The following is a 19,737-nucleotide window of genomic DNA, read 5'->3' as shown; positions in this document are numbered from 1 at the left end:
ACGACGCGCCCTACGCTGACCAGGTGCTGCTATGCCGCGACCTGGGGCCACTCGTGGTCGAACTGGACGGTCTGACCGTCGATGTCGGTGGACGGGTGCCACACCGGCTCCTGGCCGCACTGGCCTGCGCCGACGGCGCTCCGGTCCCAGATGACCTGCTGGCCGAACAGGTCTGGGGCGACAACCTTCCAGCCGCAGTGCCCAACTCTCTGCGGGTGGTCGTCTCTCGACTGCGCGCAGCTCTCGGACCGGCAGGGCATCGGTACATCGACCGCACGCCCAGCGGCTATGCGCTGACAGCAGGCCGTACCGACCACGCTGCCTTCACCGAGTTGGTCGAGCAGGCACTGGCCCAGCAGGTGTCCGGTGAGCGGATCAGCACCTTGCTGGCCGCCCTCGACCTCTGGCGTGGCGAGCCGTGGCCCGAGCTGGCTGAGTCCGTGAGCGCCGCCGGGGGACGCTCACGGCTGATCGAGTGGCAGCAGCTCGCCGTGGAGGAGCTGGCGGCGGCGCGGCTCGCCATCGGCTCTACCACCGAGGCCGTGACCTTGCTGACCGAGGCTGTCGCGGAGGCGCCGTTCCGCGAACGCCGCTGGGAGCTGCTGGCCCTCGGGTTGTACCGCTCCGGCCGCCAGGCCCAAGCGCTGGCCGAGCTGCGCCGAGTCCGCGCGCTACTGATCGACGAGCTCGGAATCGAACCAGGCCCGGCGCTGCGAGAGCTCGAGCGCCGCATGCTCGCCCACGACGCGCAACTGCTTCTGATCGAGGCACCAGCTGCACACGGCGGATCCAGCCGGCGTGCCCCCGTTCTCCCGGCCACCGCGCTGAGCCGGCCCAGTTCCCCGCTGATCGGCCGCGGCACAGATCTCGCCGTACTGAGCGACCTGGTTGCCCGGGAGCGCCTGGTCACGCTGGTCGGTCCGGCTGGAGTTGGGAAGACACGTCTCGCGCTGGAGTACGCCGCTCAGCCCGGCGAACTCGACGTACGACCGGTCCGGCTCGCTGACATCCAGGTAGCCGAGACAGTGGCGACATCGGTGGCTGCTGCGTTGGGTGCGAGCCGACGCAGCGACGAGCCGGTGACAGCGATCCGACGTGCGCTGGAGGGCCGGCCGTATCTGCTCCTGCTCGACAACTGCGAGCACATCGTCGCCGGTGTGGCTGAGCTTGCCCTGGCGCTGCTGGCGGTCTGTCCCGAGCTGCGCATCCTGGCGACGAGCCGAGAGGCGTTGGAGGTCGACGGTGAACACGTCCTGCCGGTCGGCCCGCTGTCGGTTCTCGACACCGACGGTTCCGACGGTCCCGCCGTACGGCTGCTGCTCGACCGGGCCACCGCAGCGAGGGCCGGCTGGGTGCCGACCCCCGCCGACCATGACTCGGCCCGCCGGATCTGTACGTCGCTCGACGGGCTGCCGCTGGCCATCGAGCTCGCCGCGGCCCGGGAGCGCGCGTTCGGGTTGCCGGAGCTTGCCGACCGGCTGCACGACCGAGTCGACGTACTGGGCTCGACACCGCGTGGTTCGACCTCACCGCACCGCTCACTGGCTGCGGCGATCCAGTGGAGCATCGAACAGCTCGACGACGCCGAGCGCACGTTTCTCCTCCGGCTCTGGCCGTTCGAAGGTGGTTTCGACTGGCAGGCCGCAGAGTCCGTGCAGGGCCGGCCAGGTCCGACACTGTCGACGCTGGCCGGACTGGTAGGCCGCTCGGTCATCACGGCGGATCGCAGCAGCGGTTCCACCCGCTACCGGATGCTCGAGACCATCAGACGGCACTGTCGCGAGCTGGACCCCGAGCCCGCCGCCACGCTCGAGGCACATGCGCGGTGGGCGCGGACGTACGTCGTGGGCCGCGATCTGGAGCTGGTCGGTCCGCGTGCTGCCGAGGTGAACCGCGGACTGGAGCTGGAGCGAGCCAACCTCACCGCGGCGATCACCCACGACCTGACCCACGCACCCGTGGCAGCACTCCGCACCGCGGCAGCGATGGACTGGGCCTGGATGAACATCGGCGCCCGGGCCGAGGGCGTTCGCCTGGTCCAGGCCGCCCTGGACGCTGCTCCGGACGCGCCCGTGGCGGATCGGGCGGCCGGAGTGCTCGCACTCGGCATCGGAAGCCTGCATGCCGGCGACCCACGCGCGGCACAGCAGCAGATCGAGACCTGTCTCGACATGCTGACGGGCTCGGCACCGGCGACCCGCCTCCTGCAGCACAAGGCGCTCGCCAACCTGGGCACTGCCGCCATCGAGTGCGGTGACACAAACCTCGCCGATCGGGTCATCGAGCACCTGCGGCTGGCAATCGCCGACGAACGGACCGCGGACTGGATCCATTGCGTCGTCCTACTCCTGGATGCGGCGAGCCACCTGCTCAAGGGCCGGATCGACGATGGCATCGACCTGTTCCTCGAAGCCAACGAACGCTGTGCCGAGTGCGGCTATCTCTGGGGCAGCGGTACCAGCGCGATCTTCCTTGCCTTGGCCAGTCTGGCCACCGAACGACCGACCGACGCCGTCCGCTGGGCCGTCGCCGGCGCCAGGATCTTTCGCGACCAGGTCAGCAACGCCGACCAGGTGCTCGCCATGTACGCCGGTGCGCTCGCCCTCGCGGCCCTGGTCCCGGCCGACCAATCCGTCCGCCTGTACGCCGCTATCCGTCGCCACAGCGACCGGCTGGGCATCGACCCGGCACGCTACCGACTACTCGGTGGCTCCGTTGCCGGACTGCTGGACACGGTGGCAGCCGACCCCCAGTTCGCCGAGTCCGTCCGCCAGGGCCAGGCCCTCTCCTGGCCAGAGGCATGCAGCCTGTTCAACCACACAACTCTTCTGGCAGGCATCGCCGGAGCGGACCTCTAGGACTGGTCGGGGCGGGTGCTTTCGATGGCTTGTCTGGCTTGGCGGGCCTGGTGGGCTTGGGCTTGGGTCAGCCAGGCTGCTTCTTCGGCGGAGCGGTGGAGGGCTACGGCGTTGGTGGGGCCTTGGGGGGTGTCGATGTGCACGTTGGCCAGGTTGAGGCGGCGCTGGATGGGGCCTTGGGCCAGGCGGACGGACTGGGTCTTGTGGTGCAGGACTATCGAGGTACGTCGGCTGATCCAGCCGGCGGTGGTCACGAAGACCTGCTCGTCGGCGCCGTAGGCCAGGTAGCGCCAGCCGATCGGGCGGAGCCATTTGGCGCGCTCGGGGGCGCGTTGGAGGTCGATTGCATCGAGGTTGAAGCCGGGGAGCACGCGGGCCAGTACTGCGGCTACTTCGCCACGCTCGCCGACGGGGAGCAACTGTGCACCCTCGTTCCCGCTTTCGCCGTCCTCCTGGCCGCCCGCGACACCTGCGATGTCCAACTCCACGCGGGACCAGCCCAGGAGGCGCCAGATGAGTGGCTCGGTGATCAGCAGGCCCTGAACACGGCCCGGTGGGATGGTCTGACGTTGCACGTCGAAGAGGCCGCGCTTGGTGCGCAGGCCATGGTCGGTCTGGGACAGCGTGAAGCCGTGGTTGCCGACGACCTGCTTCCAGATCGGCTGGACCACACCGAGCAGCAGCGGCAGACCGGCGAACAGACCGATGTGGAAGTCGAGCACCATGGTCGCGACGATCAGCCAGATCAGTGCGGCCGCGCTACCGAGGACTGTGGACGACAGCAGGGTCGCACCGAGCAGGCGGTTGGTCGGAACGACCAGCAGCGGGGGTGCCTCGTTCTGCTGTTCCTGGTCCTGCTGCTGAGCTACCTGCTCGCCCTTGGCGCGGACCAGCAGGATGGTGCGCAGCTGGCCGGCTTCGGCGTACTTGAAGTAGCTCAGCTTGCCGTCGCTCTTGCCACCGCCGGCCACGTCCATGCGCAGCTCGGCCATGCCGAACAGGCGGGCTACGAACGGCTGCGCCACGTCGATCGCCTGGATGCGGTCGAACCGGATGATCCTGGTCCGCCGGAACAGGAAGCCGCTGTCCACCCGGATCGCATCGTCGGTCAGCTGCCACTTGGTGAACCACCAGGACAGTGCGCCGAGCAGGATGCCACCGACCAGTACGCCGGCCAGTCCGATCCCCGCGACCTCCAGATTGCTGCGCAGACCCTCGTTGTTGACCAGTGCGAACGCTGCGACGACGAAGTACCCCCAGCCCTTCACGAACGGTGTCAGGGGGTGCAGCCGCGCACCCATCTGCTCCACCACTGGTGGCTGGGCCGGTGGGACGGGCGCGGGCTCGGTCACAGGCCCCACGCCTGTGCCTGGCCGAGCGCGGACAGCCGGTCCCGCAGCCGGGCGGCCTCATCCGGGTGCAGCCCGGGGATCTTGGCGTCGGTCGCCGGCGTGGCCGTGTGCAGCTCGACCGTGGCGATCCCGAACGCGCGCTCCAGCGGCCCGGCGGCCACGTCCACGAACTGCATCCGGCCGTAGGGCACCACGATCAGTTCGCGGAACAGGATCCCGTGGCTGACCATCAGCTCGTCCTCGCGCTCGGCGTACTTCCACGAGCGCTGGTTACGGCCGATCAGCACCCACGACCAGACGAACACGGCCGCGATCACGACCAGCCCGAGTACGCCGTACAGCCAGCCAAGGGTCAGTCCGAAGGCGAGCAGCACCGCGATCCCGAACACTGCGGCCGTGATCGCCGCACTGACTCGCCGGACCGACGCGAGCTGCGGTGACACCGGCGTCCAGCTGACATCGGAGGGTGCAAAGAGGTCGTCCACGTACCCAGCCTGTCACGATAGGGGTTATGAGTATCGAGAAGGTGGTTGGTGTCGGCGCGGGAGCTGCCGGATTCGACCCTGCGTTCGAGCGGGGTGGGACCGGCGACGGCTCCCAGCTGCCGACCACCGACATGGTGCTCAACATCGGTCCACAGCACCCGGCGACGCACGGCGTACTGCGGCTGCGGCTGACGCTGGACGGCGAGCGGATCGCCGGGTGCGAGCCGATCGTCGGCTACATGCACCGCGGCGCGGAGAAGCTGTTCGAGGTCCGCGACTACCGGCAGATCATCGTGCTCGCGAACCGGCACGACTGGCTGTCCGCGTTCGCCAACGAGCTCGGCGTCGTGATCGCAGTCGAGCGGATGATGGGCCTGGAGGTGCCGGTCCGCGCGGTCTGGCTGCGGACCCTGCTCGCCGAACTGAACCGGGTCCTGAACCACCTGATGTTCCTCGGCTCGTACCCGCTGGAGCTGGGCGCGATCACGCCGGTCTTCTACGCGTTCCGTGAGCGGGAGACCATCCAGGGCGTGCTGGAGGAGCTGTCCGGCGGCCGGATGCACTACATGTTCAACCGGGTCGGCGGCCTCAAGGAAGACCTGCCGCACGGCTGGCTCGGCCGCACCGCCGCCGCCTCAGCCGCGGTCCGCAAGCGGCTGCCGGACATCGAGAACCTGATCCTCGGCAACGAGATCTTCCGCGCCCGCACCGTCGGCGTCGGCAAGCTCTCCCCCGAGCTCGTCGCCCAGTACGGCGTGTCCGGCCCGATCGCCCGGGCCTCCGGGGTTGACGCGGACCTGCGCCGCGACGAGCCCTACCTCGCGTACGGCGACCTCCAGGACGTGCTCCGGGTCGTCACCCGCCCCGACGGCGACTGCTTCGCCCGTTTCTGGGTGCTGCTCGAGCAGGTCAAGGTCTCCCTCGACCTGGTCGACGCATGTCTCGACAAGCTCTCGTCGATGCCGGCCGGCCCGGTCAACGTCCGGCTGCCCAAGATCCTCAAGGTCCCCGAGGGCCAGACCTACGCCTGGACCGAGAGCCCGCTCGGCATCAACGGCTACTACCTGGTGTCCCGCGGCGACAAGACGCCGTGGCGCCTCAAACTCCGCTCCGCCAGCTTCAACAACATCTCCGCACTACCGGCACTCCTGCCCGGCACCATGATCCCGGACATGATCGCCATCCTCGGCAGCATGTTCTTCGTCGTCGGCGACATCGACAAATAGGTCAGAACTGCAGGTCCTTGACGGGTGGGCGGTGGGCGGTGGCGATCAGCTTCTCGATGTCGGCGGCGGGGGCGGGCTTGCCGGGGTCGTCGTACCCGCCGATGATCCGCTCCAGCGAACTGCCTTCGGAGACGTAGGGATCGACGTACACGGCCGTCTCCCGCTCGTGCCGCCAGCTCTCGCTCAGCGGTCCTGCATCGACCGCGTCCCAGCCCAGCTTGTCCAGCAGCTCGACGACTACCTTCCGCGCTTCCGCGTCGTCACCTGTGAGCGGGAGTGCACTGCGGTCGTCGGCACCGGCGGGCCGGGCCAGGTTGAGCAGGTTGACCGACGTGATGTTGTTGAACACCTTCACCGTCCGGGACTCCGGCAGGTGCCGCCGGAGCAGGTCGGCGGTGTTGACGGTCTCGTTGTCGAGCTCGTCGATCCGGCCGTCGCGGCTCGGGTAGTAGTTCATGGTGTCGATCACGATCTTGCCGGCCAGCGGCTCGACCGGGACTTCGGCGTACCGGCCGAGGGGGATCGTCACTACGACGACATCCCCCGCCTCGGCGGCCTCAACCGCCGTACCGGCCCGCACACCCAGCTCGGCGGCCTTGTCCCGCAGGCTCTCCGGGCCGCGCGAGTTGGCCAGTACGACGTCTATACCTGCCGCGACCGCGAGCTTCGCCAGCACGGTCCCGATGTTTCCACTTCCGATGATCCCAAGGGTCGTCATACCCAAGGACAACCCACGAAGTGCCGAAGGTATTTCAGACGCCGGCCTGGACGATCAGTTCGGTGAGCTCACCGGCGAGTGCCGGAGCGACCGCGAAGGTGCCGCGGGAGGCCGGGGAGTGCTGGCTGCCGTCGAGGTCGAGGACCTGCAGACCGGCTTCCCGGCAGATCGAGACGCCGGCCATCGTGTCCCACGGCTTGTTCGAGTACATGATCGTCGCGTCGAAGAAGCCGTTGGCAGTAAAGGTCAGCGCGGCCGCCGCCGTACCGATCTGGCGCAGCCGCTGCACGCGCGGGACCAGCAGGCTGTGCAGCTCCATCCGCTTCGGGTTGATCTCGGCCGCGTCCTCGCTGATCGCGTAGTCGCCCATCGCGATCAGTGACTCGCGCAGTTTCGTACACCCGCTGCCCTGGATGGCCTTCCCGTTGCAGGTCGCGCCCAGTCCCTCGGCGGCGGCGTACCGGGTGCCGAGCGCCGGGTGGTCGATCACTCCGAGGACAGCGCGGTCGTCGACAATCAGGCCGAGCGAGATCGCCCACAACGGCATCCCGTGGACGAAGTTGACCGTCCCGTCGATCGGATCCAGGACCCAGCGGGTGCCCTCGGTCGGGCCACCCTCCTCCTCGCCCTCGATACCGATCTGCGGCGCCTCGCGCTCCAGGAACTCCCGGACCTTCCGCTCGACCGCATAGTCGACCTCGGAGGCCATGTCCCGGTCACTCTTGAACGTGAGCGTCCCCGGTCCCCGGGTGTCCGTCACTGTCCGTCCTTGGTCGACGGCAGCCTGGGCGACTTTCAGCAGCTGAGCGAGATCCACGCCCCCCAACCTACCTGACGCCAGGCAAGCGCTTGCCGACGATCAGGAAGCGGCGAGACCGCGCAGCTTGAGATCCACCACGGTGGGCGCGTCGGCCTGGGAGTGTTTGTCGCCGGCGGCAACGACCGTGGCGACCTCCTCGTCGATCTTGTCCAGCCGCGCATCGATCTTGTCCAGGCGGCGCTGCATCAGATCGACGAACTCCGCGTTCTCGACGACGCGGGCACTGGTGATCCGCGAGTACTCCTGCGCGACCTGCACCCGCTCGTCGGCGTGGGCCAGGCGCTCGACCAGCAACTGATGGCGGAACAGCACCGAGGCAGCGATCGCCACCGCAACCGCAGCAATCGCTGCAGCGCGGAGAATCCAGGTGTTCTGAGTGAACAGCGCAACGCTGACACCGAGGCACACAACGATCAACAGAGCGTTGGCGACGGTGAGAACGGTGGTCCTGGTTCGACGGCGGCTACCCCTTGACCCCATGGACCGTCATGTTAGGCGGTCTCGTCGGGGTCCTCGGGAATACGACACGCACGTTCCAGCAACAATCCGGCCGTGACGACCAGCACCGAGATCACAGCGGCGAGGCCGGCCATGATCACTCTGTTACGAGGTCCCGAGGCGCTCACGCCTCGCAGGAAGGATAACGCGAACCCTGCGTACACACCGGTGCACAACGCGCCGACGAACGCACTGGCCTTCCCGATCAGCAACAGGAACACGGCCCGCTGCGGTTCGACCCGCTCGCGCCGTACCTGAACCCGCTGCTGGGTGTTGCGAGCCGCGGCGAACAGCAGCGCGGCCAGGAACGCCCAGGCGACCAGCGTCAGCCAGGAGATGTTCGGCGCAACACCGTCGCCGGCCTCGATCGCCCTGATCATGGTGAAGCCGACCGCGGCCCCGAGTACGGCGATCGCCGCCAGCAGCCGCCGAGAGGTCGGCCGGACCGAGCCCGGACGCCGTGGCTCCTGACCGGAACCAGGAGCGCGGCCGGACTCGGGACCGCCGGAGGCCACTACTGGAGCTCGAGATCGAGCTTGGTCACACCTTCGGTGCCGACCTTCTCCAGCAACTCCGCGACCGGGCCGTGCCCGAGCAGGACGGCGTCCGGCTCGATGTCCAGCCACGGTGCCAGTACGAACGCGCGCTCGTGCGCCCGCGGGTGCGGGATGGTCAGCTCCTCGGACTCGATCGTCTTCTTGCCGTAGGTGATCAGATCGACGTCCAGCGTCCGCGGCGCGCCCTTCACACTGCGCTCCCGGCCGAAGGCCTGCTCGATCGCGTGCGCGCGGTCCAGCAGCAGCTCGACCGACAGGGTCGAGTCCGCCAGCAGGACGACGTTCAGATAGGGGCCGGACTCGTCCGGCCCGCCGATCGGCTGGGTCTCGTAGACCGGCGAGACGTCGACCACGACGACGTCCGGGGTGTCCCGCAGCGCGTCGATCGCGCCCTGCAGGTTCGCCTCACGGTCGCCGAGATTACTGCCGAGCGACAGGATCACCTGGCGAATCGGCTTGAGGCCACCGCTCAGGGTGTCCGCGTCGATGACGTAAGGACTTGGGGTCTCGGTCACGAGGAATCTCCGGCTCTGCGCTGCACGGTCAGGACAACGTCGTCGAACGGCACCGAGATCGGCGCCGAGGGTTTGTGGATGGTCACCGCGGTCGCTGTCACCCGCCGGTCGGCGAGACACAGGTCGGCGATGCGCTGGGCGAGGGTCTCGATCAGGTCCACCGGATCGTTCTCGATCGCCCGGTGCACCTGCTCGGCGACCACGCCGTAGTTCACGGTGTCGGCCAGGTCGTCGGAGGCCGCGGCGGGACGGGTGTCCAGCTCCAGCCGGACGTCCACGACGAACTCCTGCCCGTCGGCCCGCTCGTGATCGAACACCCCGTGGCGCCCGAAGCCGCGAATGCCACGGATCTCGATCACATCAGAAGGGAGGACGCTGTGTTGTGTAACCTCGCTCCGCTCGGTCACGGCGCCTCCTCCTGTTGACCCCCAGACGACAGTACCGGGGAGGCATGGTGGATCCACAACCGCCAGCCGGTGGAAGTTCTGCGGAAGACATTGGTCGCCAGCGCCTTGCCACCCGCGAAACCCTCTTCCGGAGCACCGTCCCCCGAGGACAGGACATTCTCCGTACACGTGACGTATGCCACGTCTTCATCCACCCGCACCTGGACGTCGGTGAGGAAGAACTGGATGTACGGCGTGTTCGCGAAGATCATCGCCCAGGCCCGCATCATCTCGGAGTACCCGTAGATGGCGGCGTTGCCCGGGTGGATACAGACCGGGTCCGGTTCCGGCAGCCAGACGGCCGCCATCAGATCCAGGTCGCCGGCCTCGAACGCGTTGTAGAACGCGGTGTTGGCGTTCAGCACGACGTCCTCGACGGTCGTCCCGCGGGCGCCTTCGCTCGGCCGGGGGTTCCCGGATCCGTCCGTCATACGGTTCCCCATCTCTTCGCCACTCGGACCGCGTCCGCGGTGGGCGCCACCACATGGGCCCGGACACACCAGGCTCCTGCGGCAGCGGCCAGGACGTTCACAGCCAGGCTCGCGTCGTCTCGTCGTACAGCCGGCCGTAGTGCACCGGTCTCCTCATCGGCGAGCAGCCTACCGAGGAACGTCTTGCGGGACGCACCGATCAGCAACGGCCGGCCCAGTACGGCGAATTCCGGCAGCCGCCGCAGGATCTCCCAGTTGTGGTCCGCGTTCTTGGCGAAACCGAGCCCGGGGTCGAGGGCGACCCGCTTCAGGTCCACCCCGGCGGCGCGGATCACCTCGAGCCGCTCGGCCAGCTCCGCGATCACCTCGGCCACGACATCGCCGTACTCGGCCTTGTTCTGCATGTCGATCGAATGACCACGCCAGTGCATCGCGACATACGGAGTACGGCGCTCGGCCACCAGCGCGAGCATGTCCGGATCGGACTGGCCGGCGGATACGTCGTTGATCATCGTGGCGCCCGCGGAGAGTGCCAGCGCGGCGACCTCGGAGCGCATGGTGTCGACCGAGATCAGCGCACCCTCGGCGGCCAACGCCTCGATCACCGGCAGCACGCGGCGGATCTCCTCCGCCTGCGACGGCCGCACGGCTCCCGGCCGGGTCGACTCACCACCGACGTCGAGCAGGTCGGCACCCTCGGCGAGCAACTCGCGGCCGTGCTTGATCGCGGCAGCGGGCTCGAACCACTCACCACCGTCGGAGAACGAGTCCGGTGTCACGTTCACGACACCCATGACGAGACTCCGGTCCAGCACCGGTAGCCCGTCCACGTGACCCCACGAACCGATTCCCACCCGCCCACCGTAGTGGGCGGCACCGACACCCCTCGAATCAGCTACCTAGGACGAGGCTTGTCTGGGTGCCGCGGAGGGCTTCTTCGATCGGCTGCGAGTAGGACTCGTTGGGCCGGTTCGACTTGTCCAGGCACTTGCCGTCGATCAGCGCCGCGCCGCTGGTGATGCCCTGGGCGTAGTGGCCGGTCATGTTGGCACCGCCGGAGTCACCGGACTCGACACAGGCGGTGTGCTGGAACAGGCCGCGGACGATCCGGTTGTTGCCGTAGTTCACCGTCACGTTGTTGGCCACGATCCGGCCGCAGGTCCACCCGGTGCTCTTGCCCGACTTGCACAGCTCGGATCCGACCGTGGGACTCGCCGTCCCGTACACCGCGACACTGCCGGAACCCCAGCCCTCGACGTACCCCTGCTGGTCCCAGCCTTCGATCACGTCGACACTGCCGAAGTCGTTGTCCGGGAAGCTCGAGGTGACCGTGTTGCCGAGGATGTAGCCGTTGCGCGAGAACGACGGTTTGCCGTTGGTGCAGTGGCCGGCGGTCAGGAAGACCCGGGTGCCCTTGCTGCTGCGGGCGTTGAAGCCGAGTGAGCAGACATAGCCGGTGTTCTTGTCGACCTGGAGGCCGCCGCGCAGGCTGAAGTCGTCAGCCGTCGGGGTCACGTGGCCGTAGACCGTCCGCACCGTGACCTGCTCGCCGTGCCGCTTGGCCCGCTCCAGGAACCGCTCGGTGAGCACATCGCGCGCCCCCTTCGGGACACTCACCACGACCGTGCCGCTGATCGGATCGACGTACCAGGAGCGCACCTTGCCGGGCCGCGACTTCACGGCCAGCCGGTTCAGCTCGGCCTGCACGGAGTTCAGCTCGGAGGCGGTGAAGCGCACCAGCTTCGGAACCGCACCAGCAGCCCGGACCAGCTCGGCCGACGCCGCATCCGACACCGCGACCACCAGCGCACCCGTGCGGTCGTAGTAACTACCGATCGCCCGCGACCCGAGCTGGGTCTCCAGCGCGTCGGCCGTCACCGAAGATTTCGCGGCCGGCCCGACCAGCTTCGTCGGCTCCACCCGCGGCCCGTCCACCACCTGACGCTTGGCGTCATCCGCGGTGGCCCAGTTCGCCGCCACCAGTCCAGCGGCAGTCAGTACAGCTGCGCCGGCGAGTGCGGCGCCGACCCGGTAACGCCCCGACATTCCTTGTCCTCCTCACCGCCGGCGCCCGTTCCCCGTCGATCGAACGCCCTTACGGAAAGTAAACGTTCTGCCACGGAATGTCCACAGCTACCAGCTCACAATCCCAACGACTCAGGTCTCTCCCGGGCTACGAACAAGTTTCAGCCGACGATGAGGCTCATGGCTTCGGCTCGGGTGACGGGGTTGCGGAGCTGGCCGCGGACGGCGGAGGTGATGGTTTTGGCGCCGGCCTTGCGGACGCCGCGCATGGTCATGCAGAGGTGTTCGCACTCGATCACGACGATGACGCCGCGGGGTTCGAGGAGTTCGACCAGGGATTCGGCGATCTGGGTGGTGAGGCGTTCCTGGACCTGGGGGCGTTTGGCGTAGACGTCGACCAGGCGGGCGAGTTTGGACAGGCCGGTGATCCGGCCGTCGCGGTTCGGGATGTAGCCGACGTGGGCGACACCGGTGAACGGCACCAGGTGGTGCTCACAGACGCTCCAGACCTCGATGTCCTTCACCAGGACCATCTCGTCGTGTTCGAGCTCGAACGTCGTACTGAGCACGTCCTCGGCCCGCTGACCGAGCCCGGCGGTGATCTCGGCGTACGAGCGCGCCACCCGGGCCGGGGTCTCCCGCAGCCCGTCGCGGTCCGGGTCCTCGCCGATCGCGAACAGCAGCTCCCGTACGGCGCGTTCGGCCCGCGCGTGGTCGAAGTTCGGTGAGGTCATTGCGCCAGCGTAAGCAGAAGCCCCGCCAACCTGATGGATGGCGGGGCTTCGGGGAGTGCTAGATCACTCGCTCGGCAACGGCGGGGTCGGGCCGCCACCGTAGTTCGGCGGGTTCGCCGCCTCGTCCGGACCGACCGAACCACCGGGGATGACGTCGGACAGCGAGCCGTTCTGCTGGGCGGTCGGCAGGGGCATCACCGGGGGCTGGTCGGACGGGATCCGGGTCGCGGACCCGGTCCAGGCCGGCCGGCGTTCCTTCTTCACGATCGGGCCGAAGATCTCGGCGATCTGGCCCTTGTCCAGGGTCTCCTTCTCCAGGAGCTCCTCGACCAGGTGGTCCAGCACCACGCGGTTCTCGACCAGGATGTCGAAGGCCTCCTGGTGCGCGTTCAGGATCAGCTTGCCGACCTCTTCGTCGACCGCGGCCGCGATCTCCTCGGAGTAGTTGCGCTGGCTGCCGAAGTCGCGGCCCAGGAACGGTTCACTGCCGTCCGAGCCGAACTTGATCGCGCCCAGCCGCTCGGTCATGCCGTACTGCGTGACCATCGCGCGGGCCAGCGCCGACGCCTTCTCGATGTCGTTGCTGGCGCCGGTGGTCGGGTCGTGGAAGACCATCTCCTCGGCGGCACGGCCACCGAGCATGTAGGCCAGCTTGTCGAGCATCTCCGACCGGGTGGTCGAGTACTTGTCCTCGTCCGGCAGCACCATCGTGTAACCCAGTGCGCGGCCACGCGGCAGGATCGTCACCTTGTGCACCGGGTCGGAGTGCGGCAGCGCCGCGGCGACCAGGGCGTGTCCACCCTCGTGGTACGCGGTGAGCACCTTCTCCTTGTCCGACATCAAGCGGGTACGACGTTGCGGGCCCGCGATCACGCGGTCGATCGCCTCGTCCAGCGCCTTGCTGTCGATCACCTGCATGTTCGAGCGGGCGGTCAGCAGGGCTGCCTCGTTCAGCACGTTGGCCAGGTCGGCACCGGTGAAGCCCGGCGTCCGGCGGGCCACTGCCCGCAGGTCGACGTCCTGCGACATCGGCTTGCCCCGGGAGTGCACCTTCAGGATCTGCTCACGGCCCGGCAGGTCCGGCGCGTCGACGGCGATCTGCCGGTCGAAGCGGCCGGGCCGCAGCAGGGCCGGGTCGAGCACGTCGGGCCGGTTGGTGGCCGCGATCAGGATCACTCCGCCACGGACGTCGAAACCGTCCATCTCGACCAGCAGCTGGTTCAGCGTCTGCTCGCGCTCGTCGTGGCCACCGCCCATACCGGCGCCGCGGTGCCGGCCGACGGCGTCGATCTCGTCGATGAAGACGATCGCGGGCGCGTTGGTCTTGGCCTGCTCGAACAGGTCGCGGACCCGGGAGGCACCGACACCGACGAACATCTCGACGAAGTCCGAACCGGAGATCGAGTAGAACGGCACCCCGGCCTCACCGGCGACCGCACGGGCCAGCAGGGTCTTACCGGTACCGGGCTGGCCGTAGAGCAGCACACCCTTGGGGATCTTGGCGCCGACGGCCTGGAACTTGCCGGGCTCCTGGAGGAACTCCTTGATCTCGCCGAGCTCCTCGATCGCCTCGTCACAGCCGGCCACGTCGGCGAACGTGGTCTTCGGGGTGTCCTTGGTGATCAGCTTGGCCTTCGACTTGGCGAAGCTCATCACCCGCGAGCCACCGCCCTGCATCGAGTTCATCAGGAAGATGAAGACCACGGCGATCAGCAGGAACGGGATCAGCGTCTGGAACACCTGGCCGATGAAGCTCGGCTTCGGGTTCTCGACGTTGTACTTCTCGACCTTGCCGTTCTGGTAGAGGTCCTGCAGCGACGCGCCCAGCGAGTTCGCCTGGCCGTCGACCCAGAACGCCCGGATCTTGGTGCCGTCGGCCTTCTCGAGCCGGATCTCCTGGTTCGGGTCGACCAGCGTGACGGTCTTGATCACCTTCTCGCCGGCCGGGGCGTCGGTGGCCTGCTTGATCACCTTGACGACCTCACCGGTCGGCTGGGTCTTGTAGCCGGACGAGCCGGTCAGGAGCTGTCCGATCACCAGCACGCCCAGGAAGGCGAGGATGATCCAGAACAGGGGTCCGCGGAAGATGCGCTTCACGTCCATGATCGAGGCCTACGCCCCGTCCCTCCTAGCTCGGCAGGCCCGGGTTTCGCGGGCTTGAGACGGTACTACCAGTCCAAGTGTCTCGTGCCGGGCAAGGTGGCCGACCACGAGGGTCACCGATAGACGGTACGACCTGTTGTACAGGCTGTCACCAAGTCTGCCCTGACGAGAGGATCAGGAGTACACGTGCGGCGCCAGCGTCGCGACGCAGCGCAGGTTGCGGTACTTCTCCGCGTAATCGAGGCCGTAGCCGACCACGAACTCGTCCGGGAGCTCCAGGCCGACGTACTTCACCGGGACCTGCATCTTGGCCGCACCCGGCTTCACGAACGCCGTGCACAGCTCCAGCGAGGCCGGCTTGCGTGACTCCAGGTTGCTGACCAGCCAGCTCAGCGTCAGGCCGGTGTCGATGATGTCCTCGACGATCAGCACGTGCCGGTTGGTGATGTCGGTGTCCAGGTCCTTCTGGATCCGGACCACACCGGACGACTTGGTGCCCGACCCGTACGACGAGATCGCCATCCAGTCCATCTCCACGTGCCGCGTGAAGGAGCGGGCCAGGTCGGCCATCACCATCACCGCCCCGCGCAGAACGCCGACCAGTAACAGGTCCTTGCCCTCGTAGTCCGCCTCGATCCGACCGGCCAGTTCCCGCAGCTTCGCCAGGATCTGGTCCTCGGTGTAATGGATCTGGGTCAGGTCCTTCTCGATGTCCGCCGCATCCACGGGGATCAGCCTGTCACATCAGGACCGAAGATTATGAATCCGCCTCGACGGATCGCGCGGATCCCTTGCGGCAGGTCGATCCAGCGCTGTCCGCGCCAGTCGGTGATCAGCGCGTCGACGGCTGCGACGTGGCCGGCGTTCAGATCGGTGGCTCTGGACCCGGCCTCCAGTGCGGCCTGCCGCAGGACTCGCGTGCGGAGCGCTGCGGGCTCGTCGGCGACCATCCCGACGTCACACAGCACCTCACCGTCAGTACGCCGTACTGCCGTCTCTGCGAGGTCTGCCGCCAGCATGTCGAGGGCGTCGGCGTCCGCTCGGAGCAGTCCGGCCGTCCGGGCCAGCGCCTCGACCACGCCAGGCCCCAGCGCCTCTTCGAGCACCGGCAGCACCTCGTGGCGGACCCTGACCCGCGTGTACGTCGGGTCGTCGTTGTGCGGGTCATGCCAGGGCCGCAGGCCGGCCGCGATGCACGCTGCGGCCGTGGTGGCGCGTGGAACCTCCAGGAACGGCCGCCGGAGCAGTCCGGCGACTGCGGCCATCCCAGCCAGCGACCTGGCCCCAGAACCGCGCCCCAGCCCCAACAAGACAGTCTCAGCCTGGTCGTCCCGCGTATGCGCCAGCAGTACGACGTCCGCCCCGAACTCGTCAGCGGCCGCCCGCAGAGCGTCGTACCGGGCTGTTCGGGCCGCACCCTCCGGTCCGCCCTCGCGGCCGACCTCTACCGCGCGGACCTGGACCGGATCGAGCCCCACCCCGCGACACTGCTCCGCGGCGATCTCCGCAGTCCGTGCGGAGTCCGGCTGCAGACCGTGGTCGACGATGACGGCACCTGCCCGCAGCCCCAGCTTCGGCGCCTCGAAGGCAGTTGCTGCGGCAAGCGCGAGTGAGTCGGTCCCGCCGGAGCAGGCGACCAGAGCAGTCGTCCCGGCCGGTAGGTCGGACAGGGCGGCCCGCACCGCCTCGCGCGTGCGGGCGATCGCAGGATGCAGCCGGCCGCGCCGCTCGGCGACCAGCTCCTCGGCGGTCCTGCCGCCGGACTCAGCCGTGGAGTCGACTGACCCAGGCATCGGGGTTCGCGATCTCGTTCTTGGTGGGCAGCGTGTTCGGCCCGGTCCAGACCCGGTTGAACCCGTCCATGCCGACCTGCTCCACCACGCGCCGCACGAACGCGGCACCGTCCTTGTACTGCTTCAGCTTCGCGTCCAGTCCGAGCAGCTTCTTCAGCAGCTGGTCCACCGGGTTCCCGCCCTGGCGCCGCGAGGTGAACTTCGACCGGATGGTGTCCACAGTCGGAATCACCGACGGCCCGACGCCGTCCATCACGAAGTCCGCATGCCCCTCCAGCAACGACATGACCGCAGTCAGCCGATCCAGCACAGCGCGCTGCTCCGGCGACTGCATCAGGTCGACCAGGCTCAGGTCGGCCTCACCACGCACCGACCGGCCGAGCCTCTGCACGGCCTCGCGGAACATCGCCGCGTACGCCGATGCGTCCAGCTCTGCCTGGTCGAGGAACAGCCCGATCTCGGAGCGCAGGTGGTCCCGCAACCACGGAACCGCGGTGAACTGCACCCGGTGCGTCTCCTCGTGCAGACACACCCACAACCGGAAGTCCCGCGGTACGACGCCCAGCTCGGTCTCGACCTGCATGACGTTCGGAGCGACCAGCAGCAGCCGACCGGTGAGGTCAGGACGAGTCGGATCCGGCTCAGAGGGGTAGAACGGGTCGAACTGACCAAGCACGCGGGACGACAGGAACGCCAACAGCGCACCGGCCTCGATCGCGGTCACCCGGGAGCCGACCGCGGACGACAGCCCACCGGTCCGCTCGGCCTTCTCGCGCAGCTTGTCCGCCAGCGGCTGCATCACCGTCCGGAAGCCGTCGGCGTTCGCCTGCACCCAGCCCGGCCGGTCCACGATCACCACCGGCGCAGTGGCCGACGTGGCCTGCAGCCCGGTGAAGTCACGCACGTGGTGCTCGGAGTCGGCCGCGAACTGGCGCAGCTCGGCAACCACCTGGTCCGCCTCGGCCCGGCTGACCACCGGACCCGGGCGCAGCAACTTCCGCGCCACACCGGTCGCCAGCTGCCAATCGACCATCTCAGCCGCAGTATCGCCGTCCGCCGTACTCATAAGTCGACCCTAGGTCATGTCTGGTAATTCGTCGCCGTAGCGAGCATGTGCTCGGTGCGGTAGCTCGGCGTGCTGGGGTGGAGGCCTCGATGTGGTTCATCGTGGCCTTTGCCCCAGTGCGGCGAGGTGCCGTGCCGAGTGCAGCGCAGTAGGCGAGGAATTGCCAGACATGGCCTCGTCCCAGGGGGCAAGCCTCAGCATCCACAGTTGGCCAGTGCGGCGGCTGCTCTGTCCAGTGCGGCCCGGGCGTCGAGTGTCTTGGGCACGGGGACACTGTCACTCGCCACAGCGAAGGCCAGCAACGTGCCGCTCCGTGTCCGGACCATTCCGGCGAGGCTGTGCACCCCAGTCAGCGTGCCGGTCTTCGCCCGGACCAGTCCGGTCCCAGCACCTGCACTACCCGCACCGAACCGCTCTTCAAGCGAACCACTGAAGCCTGCGACCGGCAGACCGGTCAGAAGGTGCCGCAGCTCCGGATGGTCCTTCGAAGCAGCCACCCGGACCGCACCGGCCAGCAGATCGAGCGGGACCTTGTTCGTCCGGGCGAGGCCGCTGCCGTCGTAGATCTGCGCCTTGCCAACGTTCAGTCCGAGCTTGGTGAGCGTCTCCTCGAGCCCAGTGACGCCACCGGTGTACGAGCCGCCGTTCTTCGTCGCCAGTCCGACTTGGCGCAGCAGCACCTCGGCACCGTCGTTGTCGCTGTGCAGGTTCACGTACTCGACGATCTGACCGACCGTCGGCGACGCCACCTTCGCCAGCGCCTCGGCACCGGCCGGCGCGACCTTCGGCTTCGCAGCAGCCGCGACCTTGACGCCATTGGCGACCAGCAGCTTGCTGAAGGCGACCGCCGCGGCCTGCGAGGGCGAGTCCGACCGCTTGGACATCCCCTTGGCGAGACGCCCCTGGTCCACCCACAGCGCCGACGTCCGCGCGGCAATACCTTCGGGCAGGTAGTTCGACTCCCACTTCGCGTTCCCGGCCGGACCGGTGAACAGCGACGCGTCGTACCCGAGAGTCACGCTGGTGACACCCTGCGCCTTCAGAGCCTTCGCCGTACTCGCGGCCAGGGCCGCCAGCGTGGCGGGGGCCGGATAGCCGTCTGACGGCTTCACCGCCAGCAGCGGGTCACCGCCACCGACGAGCACGATCGAGCCCTTGCCCGCGCTCACCACCTTCGTGGTGAACCGGTGCTCCGGGCCGAGAGCGGCCAGCGCCGACACCGTGGTCAGCAGCTTCAGCGTCGACGCAGGCGTGTACGGCGTCGCCGTACCGGTCGAGAGCACCACCTTGCCGCGGTCCACGTCGTACACGTAGACACCCCGGTGCTTGCCCAGCGACGGGTCCGCGAGAACTCCGGCCAGCGCCTTCTGCACACCCGCGGTAGTCGGTGCCGCACCCTCCGGCGCCGCCGGAGCCAGCACTGCGGGAGCAGATACAGGTACGGCGCTCGCTCCGCCCGCCAGCCCGAGACACAGGGTCGAGGCGAGCAGCGTGACGAACGCCGCACGAGGAGGACGGGCCACCGGGCTGCTCCTGTCATTTGGTCGGTCCGAACCGTGACAGTATCTGCCGTATGGAGTTCGACGTCTTCATCGAGATCCCCAAGGGCACCCGCAACAAGTACGAGCTGGACCACAAGACGAACCGGCTGCGGCTCGACCGCACCCTGTTCACGGCCACTCAGTACCCGTCCGACTACGGCTTCATCGAGGAGACGCTGGGTCAGGACGGCGATCCCCTGGATGCCCTGGTCCTGCTCTCCGAGCCGACCTTCCCCGGCTGCCTGATCAAGGCCCGGGCGATCGGCATGTTCCGGATGACCGACGAGAAGGGCCCGGACGACAAGGTCCTCTGCGTCCCCGCCGGTGACCCGCGCCAGGAGCACCTGCGCGACATCCACCACGTGCCGGAGTTCGACCGCCTCGAGATCCAGCACTTCTTCGAGGTCTACAAGGACCTCGAGCCGGGCAAGTCCGTCGAGGGCGCCACCTGGGTCGGCCGCGCCGACGCCGAGGCCGAGATCAAGGCCTCCTTCGAGCGCCTGAAGACCGAAGGCCACTGACAGCTCCACCCGACCGCCGGCCCGCGTCTCGCGCGAGCCGGCGGTTCT

20 protein-coding genes are annotated in these 19,737 nt (G+C 68.5%); 3 read left to right on the top strand and 17 right to left on the bottom strand.

Going from position 1 to position 19,737, the window contains the following annotated elements; translation table 11 throughout:
* Positions 1-23 precede the first annotated feature (23 nt).
* Positions 24-2,858 (top strand): BTAD domain-containing putative transcriptional regulator, encoded by a 2,835-nt coding sequence (locus tag ACFCV3_RS15230; protein ID WP_376030495.1) that lies wholly within the window; start codon positions 24-26, stop codon positions 2,856-2,858.
* Here ACFCV3_RS15230 and ACFCV3_RS15225 read toward each other — a convergent pair.
* Complete coding sequence (locus tag ACFCV3_RS15225; protein WP_376030494.1) at positions 2,855-4,210, bottom strand: PH domain-containing protein; 1,356 nt, start codon at positions 4,208-4,210, stop codon at positions 2,855-2,857. The two genes, ACFCV3_RS15230 and ACFCV3_RS15225, sit on opposite strands and share 4 nt — an antisense overlap.
* Positions 4,207-4,695: a PH domain-containing protein gene (locus ACFCV3_RS15220; RefSeq protein WP_376030492.1), complete on the bottom strand. Its 489-nt coding sequence runs from the start codon at positions 4,693-4,695 to the stop codon at positions 4,207-4,209. Before ACFCV3_RS15220 ends, ACFCV3_RS15225 begins: the two co-directional genes overlap by 4 nt.
* Positions 4,696-4,721: 26 nt before the next feature.
* On the opposite strand from ACFCV3_RS15220, the gene ACFCV3_RS15215 reads away from it, so the two are divergent.
* Positions 4,722-5,921 (top strand): NADH-quinone oxidoreductase subunit D, encoded by a 1,200-nt coding sequence (locus ACFCV3_RS15215; RefSeq protein WP_376030490.1) that lies wholly within the window; start codon positions 4,722-4,724, stop codon positions 5,919-5,921.
* A 1-nt stretch (position 5,922) separates the two neighbouring features.
* Here ACFCV3_RS15215 and ACFCV3_RS15210 read toward each other — a convergent pair whose 3' ends face one another.
* The 15 genes from ACFCV3_RS15210 to dacB form a co-directional block, all read right to left on the bottom strand.
* Entirely contained in the window at positions 5,923-6,672 is a 750-nt protein-coding gene (locus ACFCV3_RS15210) for an NADPH-dependent F420 reductase (protein ID WP_376031343.1), read from the bottom strand.
* A gap of 1 nt (position 6,673) precedes the next feature.
* On the bottom strand, positions 6,674-7,456 hold the full coding sequence (locus ACFCV3_RS15205) for an inositol monophosphatase family protein (protein WP_376030488.1): 783 nt from the start codon (positions 7,454-7,456) through the stop codon (positions 6,674-6,676).
* A 42-nt stretch (positions 7,457-7,498) separates the two neighbouring features.
* Positions 7,499-7,939, bottom strand: a complete 441-nt coding sequence (locus ACFCV3_RS15200; protein WP_376030487.1) for a hypothetical protein — start codon at positions 7,937-7,939, stop codon at positions 7,499-7,501.
* Between the two features lie 11 nt (positions 7,940-7,950).
* Positions 7,951-8,472 (bottom strand): DUF3180 domain-containing protein, encoded by a 522-nt coding sequence (locus tag ACFCV3_RS15195; protein WP_376030485.1) that lies wholly within the window; start codon positions 8,470-8,472, stop codon positions 7,951-7,953.
* Complete coding sequence (gene folK, locus ACFCV3_RS15190) at positions 8,472-9,029, bottom strand: 2-amino-4-hydroxy-6-hydroxymethyldihydropteridine diphosphokinase (protein ID WP_344149967.1); 558 nt, start codon at positions 9,027-9,029, stop codon at positions 8,472-8,474. Before folK ends, ACFCV3_RS15195 begins: the two co-directional genes overlap by 1 nt.
* Positions 9,026-9,436: a dihydroneopterin aldolase gene (gene folB / locus ACFCV3_RS15185; protein WP_376030483.1), complete on the bottom strand. Its 411-nt coding sequence runs from the start codon at positions 9,434-9,436 to the stop codon at positions 9,026-9,028. Before folB ends, folK begins: the two co-directional genes overlap by 4 nt.
* Entirely contained in the window at positions 9,433-9,906 is a 474-nt protein-coding gene (locus ACFCV3_RS15180) for a nuclear transport factor 2 family protein (protein ID WP_376030482.1), read from the bottom strand. Before ACFCV3_RS15180 ends, folB begins: the two co-directional genes overlap by 4 nt.
* Entirely contained in the window at positions 9,903-10,700 is a 798-nt protein-coding gene (gene folP, locus ACFCV3_RS15175) for a dihydropteroate synthase (RefSeq protein ID WP_376031341.1), read from the bottom strand. The genes ACFCV3_RS15180 and folP overlap by 4 nt, the downstream gene beginning before the upstream one ends.
* A gap of 97 nt (positions 10,701-10,797) precedes the next feature.
* Positions 10,798-11,952 (bottom strand): S1 family peptidase, encoded by a 1,155-nt coding sequence (locus ACFCV3_RS15170; protein WP_376030480.1) that lies wholly within the window; start codon positions 11,950-11,952, stop codon positions 10,798-10,800.
* A 140-nt stretch (positions 11,953-12,092) separates the two neighbouring features.
* A complete protein-coding gene (folE, locus tag ACFCV3_RS15165) occupies positions 12,093-12,665 on the bottom strand; it encodes a GTP cyclohydrolase I FolE (RefSeq protein WP_376030478.1) in 573 nt (190 codons plus the stop codon).
* A 63-nt stretch (positions 12,666-12,728) separates the two neighbouring features.
* Positions 12,729-14,771, bottom strand: a complete 2,043-nt coding sequence (gene ftsH, locus ACFCV3_RS15160; protein WP_376031339.1) for an ATP-dependent zinc metalloprotease FtsH — start codon at positions 14,769-14,771, stop codon at positions 12,729-12,731.
* 171 nt (positions 14,772-14,942) lie between these two features.
* Complete coding sequence (hpt, locus tag ACFCV3_RS15155) at positions 14,943-15,494, bottom strand: hypoxanthine phosphoribosyltransferase (RefSeq protein ID WP_132401765.1); 552 nt, start codon at positions 15,492-15,494, stop codon at positions 14,943-14,945.
* A 5-nt stretch (positions 15,495-15,499) separates the two neighbouring features.
* Positions 15,500-16,561, bottom strand: coding sequence for a tRNA lysidine(34) synthetase TilS (gene tilS, locus ACFCV3_RS15150; protein ID WP_376030476.1), 1,062 nt, complete (start codon positions 16,559-16,561; stop codon positions 15,500-15,502).
* Positions 16,533-17,627 carry a zinc-dependent metalloprotease gene (locus tag ACFCV3_RS15145; RefSeq protein WP_376030474.1) on the bottom strand — a complete coding sequence of 365 codons (1,095 nt, stop codon included), beginning with the start codon at positions 17,625-17,627 and terminating at the stop codon, positions 16,533-16,535. Before ACFCV3_RS15145 ends, tilS begins: the two co-directional genes overlap by 29 nt.
* Positions 17,628-17,821: 194 nt before the next feature.
* Positions 17,822-19,150, bottom strand: a complete 1,329-nt coding sequence (gene dacB / locus ACFCV3_RS15140) for a D-alanyl-D-alanine carboxypeptidase/D-alanyl-D-alanine-endopeptidase (RefSeq protein ID WP_376030473.1) — start codon at positions 19,148-19,150, stop codon at positions 17,822-17,824.
* A 50-nt stretch (positions 19,151-19,200) separates the two neighbouring features.
* Between dacB and ACFCV3_RS15135 the strand changes: the two genes are divergently transcribed.
* On the top strand, positions 19,201-19,689 hold the full coding sequence (locus ACFCV3_RS15135) for an inorganic diphosphatase (RefSeq protein WP_376030471.1): 489 nt from the start codon (positions 19,201-19,203) through the stop codon (positions 19,687-19,689).
* The last annotated feature ends 48 nt before the right edge of the window (positions 19,690-19,737 follow it).

It is taken from the genome of Kribbella sp. NPDC056345, assembly GCF_042262745.1.
Classification (GTDB): domain Bacteria; phylum Actinomycetota; class Actinomycetes; order Propionibacteriales; family Kribbellaceae; genus Kribbella.
The sequence above is the reverse complement of the archived record's forward strand: the minus strand, read 5'-3'. Positions and strand labels throughout refer to the sequence as shown.